Source organism: Sorangium sp. So ce295 (genome assembly GCF_051527405.1).
In the GTDB taxonomy this organism is placed as follows: Bacteria; Myxococcota_A; Polyangia; order Polyangiales; family Polyangiaceae; genus Sorangium; species Sorangium cellulosum_B.
On sequence record NZ_CP150324.1, the window covers coordinates 12,351,159 to 12,365,154 of the forward strand.

Consider the following 13,996-nt stretch of genomic DNA (forward strand, 5'->3'; position numbering starts at 1 on the left):
CCGGTTTCGCCGAGGAGGCTTATGTTCCCGCCGCGCCTGGGCCGCAAGCGGCGCGCAGACCTCAGGCGGCCGTCTTCGGCTTGCTCGTGGGATCGACGTCCGGCGGGCGCCTCGGCTTGCTCCGAGGCTCGGCCTCGCCGGGCGCCTTCCCCGGCGCCTGCGCGGCGGCCGTGGCGCGCTTCCCGGCGGAGGGCGCGCCGTCCTGTCCCTGGGCCGCCGTGGCGCCGCCTGCGCCGCCCGTCACGGCCGGCCTGCGCTGCGGCGGGGGCGCCCCTGCCGCGGGCCTCGCCGCCGCAGCCCTGGCCGCCGCGGCCGTCGCCGGGGACCGCGCCGTCGCGGGCCCCGCGTGCCTCGCCGCGGCGGCCGCCTCTGCCGCGTGCCTCGCCGTGGCGGCCGCCTCCGCCGCCTGCTTCGCCGTGGCGGCCGCCTCCGCCGCCTGCTTCGCCGCGCCGGCCGCCTCCGCCGCGGGCGGATGCGCGCTGTTCGAGCGCACCGCCGGCGACCACGCCGTGGAGCGGTTCCGGCCCGACCGCTTCGACACGTAGAGCGACTCGTCCGCGGCCTTGAAGAGCTCTTCCCACGTGCTGCCCGCCTCGGGATAGGTGGCGATCCCGATTGAGCAGGTCACCTGGCACTGCACAGGCCCGTTGCTCCCGGCCGCGTGGAACGTCGTCCGGCCGAGCTCCTCGCGCACGCGCTCCGCGAGCAGCATCGCGCCGCGCGCGTCCGTCTCCTCGCAGATCACGACGAACTCCTCCCCGCCGAAGCGCGCGACCGCGTCGGTCGTCCGCTTCGCGCGCCGGAGGACCTCGCCGAGCCCCTTGATGATCACGTCGCCCACGTCGTGGCCGTACGTGTCGTTCACCTTCTTGAAGTGGTCGATGTCCGTGACGAGCACCGAGAGCCGCCGCGAGAACCGCCGCGCCGCGGTGATCTTCTGGTCCGCCACCTCGAGCATCGCGCGCTTGTTGAGCAGCCCGGTGAGCCCGTCCATCGTCGCGAGCTCCTCGAGGCGCCGCACCATGCGCGCGTTCGAGAGCGACACGGCCATGTGGCTGGCGAGGACCTCGAGCGTGCTGCGCACCGAGTCGGTGAAGGCCGCGCGCCGCCGCGAGCCGAGCACCAGCGTGCCGAGCGGCCGGTCGTGCACGACGAGCGGGAGCACGATGAGCGACGGCATCGACGGCGGCGTGACGCGGCGGGTGAAGACGACCTGGCGCTTCTCGTCGTACTCGCCGCGGTACGGCAGCGGGTGCCGGTTCTGGAGCACCATCGAGACGAGCCCCGCGTTGTGGCGGAAGCGCTGCCCGGTGAGCTCCGCGACGCCGTCGCCGCTGACGGCGCGGATCTCGTGGACCTTCTGCGCCTCGTCGTACAGCGTGACGGCCGCGAAATCGACGGACGTGATCTCGCGGGCGCTCGTGACGCCGGCCTCGATGACGCCGGGCTCGGTCGTGGCGGCGCCGAGCCCCTCGGCGGCGCGGTAGAGCTTGCCCTGCTCGATCTTCGCGCGCTCTAGCTGGACGAAGACGCGCTCGTTCTGGATGGCCCGCACGGCGTAGCGGCACGCCTCGTCGATGAGCTCGAGCTCGCGCGGCGAGAACGGCCGGTCCTCTACGCGATCGACGACGAGCACGCCGCGGAGCTGGCCGTGCTCGAACACCGGCAGCGCGCACACGGCGCGCACCGGGGAGGGGCCGACGTAGTAGGGGAGCTTGTAGCCGGGCTTGAGGCCCCCGAGGACGACCGGCGCGCGCTGCGTGATCGCCGCGCCGAAGACGCCGTCGCCGGAGAGGAACGGGCCCTCGGAGAGGTTCGGGGCGTCGCTCGCGAGCTCGCTGATGCGCAGGTGGGTGCCGGCGTCGTTCTGCCAGAGGAGCACGGCGGTGTAGAGGTCGAGCGACTCGCGCAGCAGGCGCAGGGCGAAGAGCACCGACTGGTGGATCTCCTCGACGCCGGAGCGGGCGAGCCGCTCGTCGTCGCCTTTCTGACCCGCGCCCGCGCCCGCGCCGCGCGCCTGGGCCGGGGCCGAGAGCAGGCGGTAGCTGCGCGCGTCGTCGCGGAGCCGCTCGATCTCGGCCTGGAGGCGGGTGTGGGAGGCCTTCCTGACGCGGCCGAGCTCTGCGCGGAGGATGGTGGCGTTCAGCAGCGAGAAGACGGCCATGAAGCCGATGTGCGGCGCGGCCGCGCGCGCGACGTCGAGGAGGCTCGGCGCGCCGCGCTGGGCCGCGGCCGAGCGGACGGCGATCTCGAGGGCGGCGGCGGCGATCGCGACGAGGAGCGACGCCCCTGGGCGGGCGAACGCGCTCACGAGGGCGATGACCACGTAGAGGGCGGCGTGGGCGTCGCCGTCGAGCGAGCCGTCGAGGCGGAGGACGGCGGCGAACGTGGCGACGAGGAGCAGGGCGCCGACCTCGAGGTCGAGCAGGGCGCTCGCCTCGATGGCGGCGGCGCGCCGCCGCGCCCGCTGGACGAGCGCCACGAGCAGCACGATCAGCGCGGTCGCGGCCGCGAGCGGCGGGAGCGGCGCGGCCGCGTCGAGGACCACGAGCGCCCCGAGGGCCAGCGCGCAGGCGAGCGGCGCCGCGTTGCGCGCGATACGGCGGGCGGTGAGCACGGCGAGCACGAGGTTGGCCATCGGCTCGGATGCCGGTACCAGAGGTCGATCCCCCGGGCCCAGTTCTCTGCCGGCGGAGATGAGGAGGCTGGCCGGTGGGAAGGAAAGGGGCGAGAGTGGAGGAGGGGGTGTGACCTGGAGTCATGGAGGGAGGAGAGTCGAGGGGCCTGGCTCGGATACGCTGCGGCGGGGCAACGATGCTTGTCGCGACGTGCGCGGCTCGACGATCGCCAGCGGGCACCGTGAACGACCCTTGCGGGCGCAACGGAGCTACTCCACGGACCGTAAACGGCTTATGCGATCCACCACCTCCGGGAACAGCGACGCTATATCAACTACTTGTCCACGAATTCATGGTTCCGTCTTCACTCCACAGCCACAGACTGCGGGGCGACCCTCGCTGAGATCTTTCGCGCGTGTTGGCATCGCCCGTATGGTGTGGGTGGTCCTCCTGGGTGCGCTCCTCTTCGCGAGCGCCTGCGACAGCACCACGTGCTATACGTCGCCGATCTGGAGCGCTACGTATGGAGTCTATCGTGCTTACGGCAAATGGGAGCTGCTCGAGTCCGGGCCGCAAGAGGTGGAGGGGTTGTGGTTTACTATCCAGATTTGAGTCCATGTAACTACTTTGGCCGCTGGCAAGACGTCCTGCGGGCGGTCGGGTGGCATGAGTCAGGGAATTCGTTCACAACAGGGCCTGTGCCAAAGGAGTTTTTTGGGGCGCTGATGCGTCTCCTCTCCAATCCATGGCAGCCTGTTGCTCTTGCGGGACGTCAGCCATGCCCCTACTGCCGCTTCACTGGAGCGTCAGCCCAGCTTCGGTTTGAAGATGTGGAGATCTCTGTCGGGGCGAATAACCTGTTTGTTCCTGCGCGTGACGAGGCTGTGGTGTACGTCGCTCCGAGCTTGATCGCGCACTACATTGATGCTCACGACTACTGTCCGCCCGCGGTCTTCCAGGAGGCCGTTCTCGGTTGTCCCGAGATGAGGTCTTTTGCGTATTTGAAGAAGATAAAGGAAAAGGGTTTGACGGTCACGCGGCCAGCGGGTTGATGTGTTTGAGAGGGGAGATCACGCACAGGTATGGAGCCGAAGTTCGATTTTTACGAGGTTGTATCCATTCTCACCTGCGACGCAGTCCCGGTGCGGTTGTGGGGCACGTGCGGGGTCGTCGTGGGGCGAGCCTGCGGCGACGGTGGATGGGAGTATGGCATCCAGGCCTTCGCCGACGACAACTGCTGCTGGCAGCTGGAGGAGCGGTGCCTGCGGACGGAGGGACGGAAGATGTCCAGAGATGACGTGTACACAGGCGAGGTGATCGGCGTGCGCGTCGATCCGGCGACCGGGGAGGGGTCGCCCCGGACATGAGCGACGTCGGGCCGCCTCGCTGACCACATCCGCTTCCTCGGTGCGGCGCGCTGCGCCAGGCGTTGCCCGGCCATCTCTCCCGCCCGCGCGCCGCGCATCTCACCACCTCCCCTGACTTCCCAACTGCCCCGATGTGTCGTTGCCCAGCATTCACGCTGAGCGTTCGAGCTCGCCGACCCTCCACCGGCGCGCCCCGTCGTCATCTCCTGGCGCGGCGCGCCGGTCAGCCGACCCTGTGCTCGACGCTCGGCGCCAGGGCCTGCTGGCGGAGCTCGACGTTGAAATGCTGGAGCACCCAGCGCTCCGCGTCGGTCATCGACGAGAAGACCCTGACGGGATGCGGCGGCGGCTTCAGCCAGTTGAGCGCGGTCAGGATGCCGTTCACCAGGCTGGATTCGCCCACGATGCCGGACGCGAGCAGGTGCGCGCGCGCCTGCCGCTCGTAGTCGGCGTACATCTGCGCGACGGCTCGCCGCTGCACGGCGTTCGGCATGCTGCTGCCGCGCGTGTCGTTGATCAGGCCGAACGGCCCCGACACGATGAGCTGGATCATGCCCCTCATCAGCACGTCCCAGTCGTCCTGGGTGTAGTGCTCGCCGGCCCGCATCACGACCAGCGGATAGCGCGAACGATCCAGCTCAATCCCGCGCGCCAAGGCCGCCTCCGTCCCGACGAACGCCACGCTGGACCGAAACGCGGATGGGCTCGTACGAGAGGGCGGTCGCGGAGCATGCGGCGGTCATGTACGTCCCGGTCGGTTCAGAAGGGCGGCATTACAATGAAGAGCAAAGCGATTCGCGGCTGTCAATGACAAATCACGGCGCTGACGCGAGGCGACAAGAATCTCCTGCGCGCCCCGCGCTCTCCTGGACAGCTACGCTGGATCCGCGGACGTGGGGCGGCGCCGTGTCACCCGCCGTCGTCGGGCCCTAGAAACACCGACCCCGGCGCGAGCAGCTGAGTGCCGTTCATCAACCAGACCGCCGCCTGGTTCGTTCCTGTGGCGTACCAGAGCACGTCCGCCATGCCGTCGAAATTGCTGTCGGCGGCGGGGCATGCTTCCCAGCCGCGGCCGAGCGGCCCCGGGATCACCGGTCCTGCCGAGATCACCAGGGTGCTGCCCTCCATCAGCCAGACGGCCATGAGGTTCTGCTCCTTGTCGTTCCAGAGCACATCCGCCATGCCGTCGGCGTTGTAGTCCCGCGCGGTGACGACGTGAAAGCCGCCGCCGAGCCCGGGGATGACCGGCCCCGGCGCGAGCAGCTGAACGCCGTCCATCAGCCAGACGGCTATCAGGCTCTGCTCCGTGTTCTCCCAGAGCACGTCTGCCATGCCGTCGCGGTTGAAGTCCCTCGCGGCGCGCGCCACCCAGCCCTGGCCGAGCGGCCCCGGGATGATCGGCCCCGGCGCGAGCAGCTGAGACCCATCCATCGCCCATGTCGTCATCACGTTCTGTTCTTTGTCGTTCCAGAGCACATCCGCCATGCCGTCGCGGTTCAGATCGCCCACCGCGACGACCTTCCAGCCCCGGCCGATCGGCCCCGGGAGGATCGGCCCCGGCGAGAGCAGCTGGCTCCCTTCCATCAGCCATATGGCCACCAGGTTCTGCTCCGCGCTGCGCCAGAGCACATCCGCCATGCCGTCGGAATTGAAGTCACCGGCATTGACCGCCTCCCAGCCCTGGCCGATCGGCCCCGGGATGACCGGCCCCGGCGCGACCAGCTGGGTCCCCTCCATCAGCCAGATCGCCGCCAGGCTCTTCTCGGGGTGCTCCCAGAGCACATCCACCATCTCGTCGCGATTGAAGTCATTCATACGAGTGGCCTTCCACCCAGCCCTGCTCGCCCGCTGCGTCGCGCGTCTCAGGGACGACGCCGCCGGCTCGGCGGACCAGCGGTCGTGGTCCGGCTCGACGCCCGGCGTGCAGGCCGGCATGGGGTGAACCGCAGCGATCGCGCACAGCGCAGCCCCTGTAGCCGCAGACCTCCTCACACTCGCCTCGCTTGCGGCTCGGGCGCGGGCGCAGACGCCGGCACGGGAGATCCCATCCGGTCCGCGACCCTGAGCACGCCGAGCACGTGCGCGGGCGGAGAGCAAGCGCAAGGCCATAGAGACCATGTTGTGCGCCCGATCTCGGCGCGGTCACCACATGGTACCTCACCAGGCCACTCCCCGCTTCTTGCATCGAGCGCGTCACAGGCCTTCTCTGCTCATCGAGCAGGGCACCCCCCCTGGGTGCCGGGCGCGCGCCACGTCCGGTGAGATCGCTTCTGGCCGCTGGTCGCCGCCCTCGGAAGAAAAGGCCTTTCGGGACACCGTGACGTCGAGGCCCTGTGTCACGGGCAAGCGATCGTGAACGCGATGGCTCTACCGGGGACGTACACCTGGGGGGATCCTGCCCACGTGCTTGCCTGTCGCGGAGAGGGTCAGTTGAGGCCGGCGGCGACGCTGGCGAGGCCGACCGTGAGATGGACGGCGGTGACGCCGACGAGGGTGCGGTGGCGCGCGTAGAAGAGGCCGAAGAGGACGCTCGCGGCGAAGGTGATGACCGCGAAGGCCAGCGAGACATACAGGTGGAACACGCCGAAGAGCACCGAGGTGACGACGATGGGCGCGAGGCGCCCGGCGTCGGGCAGGAGCCGCTCGAGCGAGGTCTGGATCACGCCGCGCGCGATGAACTCCTGGAGCAGGCAGTGCGGCCCATAACTCGCGAGGAAGATCGCGAACTCGAGGCCCGAATACCCCGCGACCGAGCCCCAGTCGAGCCACGGCTCGCCGCGCAGGGCCGGCCCCGCGCGGAGCGCGAGGCACGCCGCGAAGGCCATGGCGGCGATGACGAGCGCCTCGCGGAGGCTATGCCGCGCGCCCGAGAGCGTCACGCCGAGCCGCGCGAGCGGCAGCGGCTGCCGCCGGACGAACCACCCGATCGGCACGAGGAGCAGCAGCAAGAAACCCCACGAATAGCCCATCTGGAGCAGCGGCGGCAGATCGGCGCGGATGAGATCCCGGACGAGCTGCGCGACGCCGAAGAGGGCGATGACGACGAAGAAGAACGCCGCGAGCTCCCGGCGCAGCTCCAGGGCGTCCCGACCGCCGCGGCGGAGGAGCTCGATCTCGAGGCGGAGCAGGTCGTGATCGGCGTCGCCCGCCGCAGCCAGCCCAGCGCGCTCGGTCGAGCGGTCGCGCCGGCCGGTCGACGGGCGCGCGTCGCGGGCGGCGGAGCCGGCGAGGAAAGGAACATGGTGTGGGTCGATCACGTCGGAGGAGGATTCGAGCAAGCTCATAAGACTATCCCCATTGAACCAGCCATGATGTCACGACTCTCGGCGAGCGATCAAGCGCATAGAGGTTCGCCGTTGTAACAGCCAGCGTGGTTCACGTTGGTTCACGTCGTTCACGTCTCGTTCCGGCGGTGGGCACCAGCTCGGCGTGGCGGGTACCAGGCCAGCGCGGCGGACGCCAGGCCCAGCCGTCGGTCCGAACCTCGCGAACCTCGCGAGCTTTGCCATGGGCGCGCATGCCGCTATCAGAGAGGTCGTTCCTCCGAGCCCGGCGCGATGCCACGGATGAGCGGGCGCCGAGCTGGGCGAGGACGGTACGACAGGGGGCAGACCACACCGTGCGGCTCGGGATCCGGCTTCAGCTCTTGTTCGCGCTCGGCGCGCTGCTCCTCCTGGCGTTCCTGCCGCTCTTCTTCGCCGTGGCCAGCCTCACGCGGGCCACGATGAGCGGCGCGCGCGCGTCGAGCGCCCGCGCGATCGGCCGCGCCATCGCCGGGCACGTGGCCGCGGCGCGGACGACCCGCTCCGCCCCGGAGCTCTCGCTCCTGCTCGAGGCGCAGCTCGGCCCGGACGGGGCGTCGGCGATCGGCGTCTACGACGAGGCCGGGGCGCTCTCGGGCCGCGCCGGGGAGCCAGAGATCGTGGCGGCGCTGCCGGCCTCGGTGGAGGCCGGCACGGAGGTGCTGAAGACGGTGCGCACGGCGCGCGGCGATGCGCTCCTGGTGGTCGTCCCGGAGCCCGCGCGCGAGGCGGCGTCCGGCGCGGAGCCGGCGCCCGCGACGTCGATGGGCTCCGTGGCCGTGCTGGTGCCGACCGACCCGTCGACGGTGGCCGCCGCGCCGCTCGTGCGGATCGTGGCGCTCTACACGGGCATCGTGGCGCTGGCGCTGCTCGTGTTCGCGTACATCTCCATGACCCACCTCGTGGTGCGGCCGATCGACGCGGTGTCGGAGGCGGCGCGCCGCGTGGCCGGCGGGGCGCGCGACCTGGAGGTGCCGCGGGCCGGCGCGCGGGAGCTGGCGGAGCTCGGCGCGAGCCTCGCGCTCATGACGGGCCGCCTCCGCGCCGACGAGGAGTCGCTGCGGGCGAAGATCGCCGAGATCGAGCGCTACGCGGCGGACCTGAAGAGCGCGCAGGAGCGGCTGGTCCGCTCGGAGCGGCTCGCGTCCGTGGGGCGCCTGGCGGCGGGGCTCGCGCACGAGATCGGCAACCCGCTCGCGGCGATCCTCGGCCTGCAGGATCTGCTGCTCGCCGGGGGCCTCACGCCGGCCGAGGAGCGCGACTTCGTCGAGCGGATGAAGCGGGAGACGGAGCGGATCCACAAGATCCTGCGCGATCTGCTCGACTTCGCCCGGCCCGCGGCGCGGGGCGCGGCCGAGGCCGGCGGCGATGGAGAGGCAGGGCACCTCCCCTCGGGGTCGGTCGCGGAGGCGATCGGCGACGTCGTCTCGCTCGTCACGCCGCAGAAGGCGTTCCGCGCGATCGAGCTCGAGCGGGACGTCGCGCCCGACGTGCCGGCCGTGGCGCTCGCGCACGGGCAGCTCGTGCAGGTGCTCCTGAACCTGCTCCTGAACGCGGCCGACGCGGTGCCGCGCGTCGGGGGGCGCGTGGCGGTGCGCGCGTCGCGGGGCGCGGGCGGGGGCGCGCGGATCGAGGTCGAGGACAACGGGCCGGGGATCGCGGAGGCGGTCCGCGAGACGCTGTTCGAGCCGTTCATCACGACCAAGGAGGTCGGCGAGGGGACGGGGCTCGGGCTCGCTGTCTGCCGGGGGCTCGTGGAGGCGGCCGGCGGGACGATCGGGGTCGAGCGAGGCGCGGACGGCGGGGCGCGGTTCGTGGTGCTGCTGCCGGGGGCCGCGTAGCGCGAGGCGAGCGAGCCGCCGTGAGACCACGCTCGCTCACGCCGGCCTGCGTCGGCCTGCGTCAGTTCACGTCAGTTCACGCCCCGCCCCGACGACGGCCAGGGGCGCTCGCCGCCGAGCTGATCGAGCTCCTTCCGGAGCTCGTCGGTCGGCGCGAGCACCTGCATCCGCTCGAGCACGCTGCGCAGCCGCGACGCGTCCGAGCGGCTCGAGTAGATCGACCGCAGGTTGTTCAGCATGCGCACCAGGATCTGCCGCTTCTGCGCGGGCACCAGCAGCCGCGGCTCCGGATCGCGCGTGGCGCCCGTGGCGCGGGTGTGCAGCGCGCGCAGGTCGTCCCGGCCGAGCAGGCGGCCCTCGAACGGGTCGATGAGCAGCACGCCGCCGCGGACCGGCGTCCTCACCAGGAAATGGCCCGGGAACGAGACGCCCTGGGCCTCGAGGCCCGCGCGCCAGCACACCTCGAGGAGGACGACGGCCAGCGTGATGGGGATGCCCGTCCGGCGATCCAGGACCTCGTGCAGGTAGCTGTTCTTCGGGTCGTAGTAGTCCCCGGAGTTGCCGTGGAACCCGAGGTCGCCGTAGAACCAGCGGAGCAGCTGCTCGATGGGGCCGCTGCCCGGCGTCGCCTCCGCGGCGCGCAGGGGGCGATCGACCGCGCGCCGCGCCTCGCCGCCGAGTCGGTCGAGCACGCCGAGGTAGTGCGGGATGTCGAGGCCCGGGTACGCGGCGTCGTCGATGAGGAGCGCCGCCTCGGCGAGGTCGAGCTCGTCCTCCGGTCTCCCGGCGATATGCGCAAAGAGCGTCAGACTCACCGGCGCGGCCATCGGACCGAGCGTAGCGCCACCCGACGGAGATGGTCTAGGCGTCCCGCGCGCCGTCGTCGAGCCACGCGTCGACGCGGACCCCGACCAGGTTGCGCTTCTCCATCGCCGCCAGGATGCGCGGGAGCGCCAGGGGCCCCGCGGGCGCGTGATCGTCGCGCTCGGCCGCGTCGTGGAGCAGCACGATCGCCCCGTCGCGGAGCCCCGGGATGATCCGCGCCGCCACCCGCCCGGGGTCCGCCCCGGCGAGCCCGTCGAACCCCCGCGCCGACCAGCCGATTACGTCGAGGTCGAGCGCGTCCACCACGCGGGCGATGCGCGGGCTCGTGTGGCCGACCGGCGGCCTGAAGAGGGTGGGGCGGGCGCCGGTGATCCGCTCGATGACGTCGAGGTTCTGCCGGAGGTCGCGCTCGACCCGGCGGGCCGAGCGCAGGGAGAAGAGCCGGTCGTGCGCGTGGCTGTGCAGGGCGACGGCGTGGCCCCGCGCCGCGATCTCGCGGACGAGCTCCGGGTGGGCCTCGGCCTTGCGGCCGATGACGAAGAACGTCGCCTTCACGCCCGCCTCGTCGAGGAGCGCGAGGACCGCCGGTGTGTGCTCCGGGCTCGGCCCGTCGTCGAACGTCAGCGCCACGCCCCGCGCGCCGGGCGGGCCGCGCTTCACGACGTCGACGAACATCCCGAGCCCGAGGAAGAAGACCCCGCACAGGACGAGCGCGAGGTAGCCGGCGATGGCCGCGCCCGCGACCGCCATGGGCACCGGCGCGACGAGCAGCGAGCGCGCGACCAGCGCGAGCGCGCCGAGCGACGCCGCGTAGAGGAGGGCCCGCGCGAACGGCACCGGCTACTTCTTCGCGCGCTTCTTCTCGGGCTCGACCTCGAAGTCGTCGTCGAGCTCGTCCGCCGCGGCGGAGGCGGCGATGCGCTTGTTGTTGCCCCCGGCCGCCGCCTTCACCGCCGGCTTCGCGCCCGGCTTTTCCTCGTCGGAGGGGTCGTTGTCGGCCTCGTAGAAGCCGCCGAGCAGCGCGGCGATCGCGGCGAGCGACGTGACCGCCAGGCCGCCGAACGTCCCGGTGCCCCCCGCGGCCTCGCCGAGCGACAGGTTCGCGCCCCCGAGCTCGCCGAGCGGCAGCGGCACCGGCACCGTGAGCCACCTGCGCGCGGCGTACATCAGGCCAGCGCCGAGCAGCGCCCCGACGAAGGCCTTCATCCCCGCCTCGATCTTCGCGTCCTTCGCCCAGATGGGCTTGCCCGCGATCAGGCCCACGAGGACCCCGGCGAGCGCCGCGGCCAGGTAGGCGACGATCGCCATGGGCGCGGCGAAGCCGAGCTTTGCCAGCGCGAAGCCCAGCAGGCCCCCCACGATGAGCCCCTTCACAACCCCGAGGATCAGGCGACCCAGCATCAGATCCATCCTTGGCACGACGCGGGGCGCCGTTCAACATCGCGCGGCGCCATGGCGCCGTTGAAACGCGGCCCCGCGCGGTCGCGTTCCCGGCGCCGTTCGGCGCTGTTCGGCGCTGTTCCGCGGGGTTCCGCGCCGTTCAGCGCTGTTCCGCGGGGTTCCTGGCGGTTCCGCGCTGTTCGGCCGCCGTTCCGCAGGGCGCCGCGTTGTGAGCGCGACCGCGCGGCGCCATCGGGCCGCGCCAGGAGAGCGACCGCGCCGCGCTCCCTGTGGTAGACGGCCCCCACCGCCCGGGTAGCCCGCTCCTCCTCGACAACGCGCTCGGCCCCGCCGCGCGCCGCGCCCCTCGCCGCAGCCTGACCCGGGCTCCGACCGGCCGTGCTCTTCAATACCCTCCGTTACGCCGAGTTCTTCGCCGCCGTCTTCGTCGGATCGTGGGCGCTCGTGCGGTACGCGGGCGCCTGGCCGCGCCTCGTGTTCCTGCTGCTCGTGAGCTACGGGTTCTACGCGGCCTGGGACTGGCGCTACCTGCCGCTCATCTTCGCCTCGTCCACGGTCGACTTCCTGCTCGCCCGCGCGATCGCCCGCGAGGAGCGGCCCCGGGCGCGGCGCGCGATGCTCATCGCCACCGTGGCGCTGAACCTCGGGTTCCTGGGGTTCTTCAAGTACTGGAACTTCGCGATCGAGAACGCCGCGGCCCTCCGCGCCCTGCTCACGGGCGAGCCGGCGAGCGTGGGCCACGCGTTCCGGGTGCTCCTGCCGCCGGTCGGCATCTCGTTCTTCACGTTCGAGTCGATGAGCTACGTCGTCGACGTGTACCGGGGCGAGCTCCCGCCCCACAAGAGCTACCTCCGCTACCTGCTCTTCGTCGCCTTCTTCCCGCACCTCGTCGCCGGGCCGATCGTCCGCCCGCGGGACCTGCTCCCGCAGTTCGAGCGCGCCCCGAGCCTCACCCTCGAGGAGGGCGGGGAGGGCCTGTTCCTCGTCGCGATCGGCCTCGTGAAGAAGGTCGTCCTCTCCGACCAGCTCGCGCTCAACCTCGTCGACCGCGTGTTCGAGCGCCCGGAGAACTACTCGGCCCTGGAGGTCCTCGCGGGCGTCTACGGCTACGCCGCGCAGATCTACTGCGATTTCTCGGGCTACACCGACATCGCGATCGGCTCGGCGCTCCTGCTCGGCGTGCGGTTCCCGAAGAACTTCGACGCGCCGTACAAGGCGCACAACCTCGCCGATTTCTGGCGCCGCTGGCACATCTCGCTCTCCACCTGGCTCCGCGACTACCTGTACATCCCGCTCGGCGGCAACCGCGGCTCCGAGCTGGCGACGTACCGCAACCTGATGATCACGATGCTGCTCGGCGGCCTCTGGCACGGGGCGTCGTGGAACTTCGTCTTCTGGGGCTTCCTCCACGGCCTCGGCCTCGCCGTGACGCGCGCCTTCCAGCGCGCGGTCCAGCGCCGGCGACCGGTCGGCGAGGGCGAGCGCGGGGGCGAGGCCGCGGGCTCGCCTTTCGTCCGCTTTCCCATCCGGGCGCTGTGCGTGCTGCTGACGTTCCACTACGTCTGCTTCGCGTGGATCTTCTTCCGCGTGCCGACGTTCTCGCAGGCCGTGCTCATCCTGCGGCAGATCGGCACGCTGACGACCTTCCACCCGAACCTCCCGCCCGTGCTTGTCGCGCTCCTCGGGGTCGCGCTCCTGTCCCATTACGTGCCGGAGCGCCTCTACGAGCGCGCCCGCGGCGCCTTCATCGCGGCGCCTGCGCCGGTGCAGGGCGCGCTGCTGTTCCTCGTCGCGATCGGGCTCCACGAGGCGGCGAGCGCGGCCGCGGTGCCGTTCGTCTACTTCCAGTTCTGAGAGCTGCGGTCACCCGCTTCGGATACGGGCCCATCTCGGCGTTTTCGGTGCTCAGCGCACCGGAGTGCGCTTCCGCGCCGAAAACGCCGATCTGGACCCGTCTCCTGTGCGGGTGACCGCAGCTCTGCGGCGCGTGTGCAGAGCGTGCGCGACGGGGCGGAGGGAGCGGGCCACGATCAGCGCAGGTGGGGCCCCGGCTATAACGACGGATCGAACGGGGGGAATGCCGGGGGCGCGGGCGCCGGCTGCTCCTGCATCCACGCCGTGGTCTCGACCCAGAGCGCGAGGTACGGGATGGGCGCGGAGCGGCGGATCAGCATCAGCAGGAAAGGTCCTGCGACGACGAAATAGCGCTTCCGCGCCGGCGCCCCATACCCGTGCATGACCGCCTCCGCGGTCACGCTGGCGCCTGCCTCGTCGAGCTTGAACTTCACCAGCTGCTGCACTTCATCGAAGCTCCTGCCCTGAAGATCTCGATTGCAGAGCGGCCGATGGGTGAGCTCGTCGAACCGTCGGCAGACCTCCAACTCGAGCCGTGGAACCCACAGCGTTTCATCGGGTTGGAGCGCGCGGTCCTCAGGGCGCAGCCGCTCGAGCCGGTCGAGCGCAGCCCCCACCGTGACGCCGAGCCGACTGCAGGGCGGGATCTGGGCGATGACGATGCGATCCTCGGTCTCGCCCGCGCAGAGCTCGATGACGAACTCGTCCGACGACACATAGTCGTGTGCGATGACCTGCGCGCGACGGGCGGGGTTGTCGGGATGTGGTCCGTCGTCGATCCCGAAGGC

The 13,996-nt window shown here is 71.6% G+C and carries 11 protein-coding genes; 3 read left to right on the forward strand and 8 right to left on the reverse strand.

All coding sequences use genetic code 11. The annotated features are described in order from the left end of the window. Positions 1–61: 61 nt before the first annotated feature. Entirely contained in the window at positions 62–2,638 is a 2,577-nt protein-coding gene (locus tag WMF11_RS46710; protein WP_437975349.1) for a diguanylate cyclase, read from the reverse strand. A gap of 1,062 nt (positions 2,639–3,700) precedes the next feature. Here WMF11_RS46710 and imm31 point away from each other — a divergent pair. Beyond that, positions 3,701–3,985 carry an Imm31 family immunity protein gene (imm31, locus tag WMF11_RS46715; RefSeq protein ID WP_437975350.1) on the forward strand — a complete coding sequence of 95 codons (285 nt, stop codon included), beginning with the start codon at positions 3,701–3,703 and terminating at the stop codon, positions 3,983–3,985. Positions 3,986–4,208: 223 nt separating this feature from the next. Here imm31 and WMF11_RS46720 read toward each other — a convergent pair whose 3' ends face one another. The 3 genes from WMF11_RS46720 to WMF11_RS46730 form a co-directional block, all read right to left on the reverse strand. Next, positions 4,209–4,640, reverse strand: a complete 432-nt coding sequence (locus tag WMF11_RS46720) for a hypothetical protein (protein ID WP_437975351.1) — start codon at positions 4,638–4,640, stop codon at positions 4,209–4,211. Positions 4,641–4,894: 254 nt separating this feature from the next. After that, complete coding sequence (locus tag WMF11_RS46725) at positions 4,895–5,800, reverse strand: FG-GAP repeat domain-containing protein (RefSeq protein WP_437975352.1); 906 nt, start codon at positions 5,798–5,800, stop codon at positions 4,895–4,897. A gap of 611 nt (positions 5,801–6,411) precedes the next feature. Then, positions 6,412–7,269, reverse strand: a complete 858-nt coding sequence (locus tag WMF11_RS46730) for a CPBP family intramembrane glutamic endopeptidase (RefSeq protein WP_437905534.1) — start codon at positions 7,267–7,269, stop codon at positions 6,412–6,414. Between the two features lie 335 nt (positions 7,270–7,604). On the opposite strand from WMF11_RS46730, the gene WMF11_RS46735 reads away from it, so the two are divergent. Beyond that, positions 7,605–9,128 carry an ATP-binding protein gene (locus WMF11_RS46735; protein WP_437975353.1) on the forward strand — a complete coding sequence of 508 codons (1,524 nt, stop codon included), beginning with the start codon at positions 7,605–7,607 and terminating at the stop codon, positions 9,126–9,128. A 71-nt stretch (positions 9,129–9,199) separates the two neighbouring features. Here the strand turns inward: WMF11_RS46735 and WMF11_RS46740 are convergent, their stop codons facing one another. The 3 genes from WMF11_RS46740 to WMF11_RS46750 are packed head-to-tail and all read right to left on the reverse strand — an operon-like array spanning position 9,200 to position 11,354. Next, positions 9,200–9,955: a SirB1 family protein gene (locus WMF11_RS46740; protein ID WP_437713296.1), complete on the reverse strand. Its 756-nt coding sequence runs from the start codon at positions 9,953–9,955 to the stop codon at positions 9,200–9,202. A 34-nt stretch (positions 9,956–9,989) separates the two neighbouring features. Next, complete coding sequence (locus WMF11_RS46745) at positions 9,990–10,790, reverse strand: polysaccharide deacetylase family protein (protein WP_437713298.1); 801 nt, start codon at positions 10,788–10,790, stop codon at positions 9,990–9,992. A gap of 3 nt (positions 10,791–10,793) precedes the next feature. Further along, a complete protein-coding gene (locus WMF11_RS46750; RefSeq protein WP_437905536.1) occupies positions 10,794–11,354 on the reverse strand; it encodes a hypothetical protein in 561 nt (186 codons plus the stop codon). Positions 11,355–11,732: 378 nt separating this feature from the next. Between WMF11_RS46750 and WMF11_RS46755 the strand changes: the two genes are divergently transcribed. Then, the gene (locus tag WMF11_RS46755; RefSeq protein ID WP_437975354.1) at positions 11,733–13,208 is read left to right on the forward strand and encodes an MBOAT family O-acyltransferase; all 1,476 of its coding nucleotides are present in this window, start codon (positions 11,733–11,735) and stop codon (positions 13,206–13,208) included. A 197-nt stretch (positions 13,209–13,405) separates the two neighbouring features. On the opposite strand, the gene WMF11_RS46760 is transcribed toward WMF11_RS46755, so the two are convergent. Beyond that, positions 13,406–13,924: a hypothetical protein gene (locus WMF11_RS46760; RefSeq protein WP_437975355.1), complete on the reverse strand. Its 519-nt coding sequence runs from the start codon at positions 13,922–13,924 to the stop codon at positions 13,406–13,408. Between the last annotated feature and the right edge of the window lie 72 nt (positions 13,925–13,996).

Bases quoted from the DNA above. Each gene is read 5' to 3' on its own strand.
- WMF11_RS46710 (WP_437975349.1), bottom strand. From the start codon at position 2,638: ATGGCCAACCTCGTGCTCGCCGTGCTCACCGCCCGCCGTATCGCGCGC.
- imm31 (WP_437975350.1), top strand. From the start codon at position 3,701: ATGGAGCCGAAGTTCGATTTTTACGAGGTTGTATCCATTCTCACCTGC.
- WMF11_RS46725 (WP_437975352.1), bottom strand. From the start codon at position 5,800: ATGAATGACTTCAATCGCGACGAGATGGTGGATGTGCTCTGGGAGCAC.
- WMF11_RS46730 (WP_437905534.1), bottom strand. From the start codon at position 7,269: ATGAGCTTGCTCGAATCCTCCTCCGACGTGATCGACCCACACCATGTT.
- WMF11_RS46740 (WP_437713296.1), bottom strand. From the start codon at position 9,955: ATGGCCGCGCCGGTGAGTCTGACGCTCTTTGCGCATATCGCCGGGAGA.
- WMF11_RS46750 (WP_437905536.1), bottom strand. From the start codon at position 11,354: ATGCTGGGTCGCCTGATCCTCGGGGTTGTGAAGGGGCTCATCGTGGGG.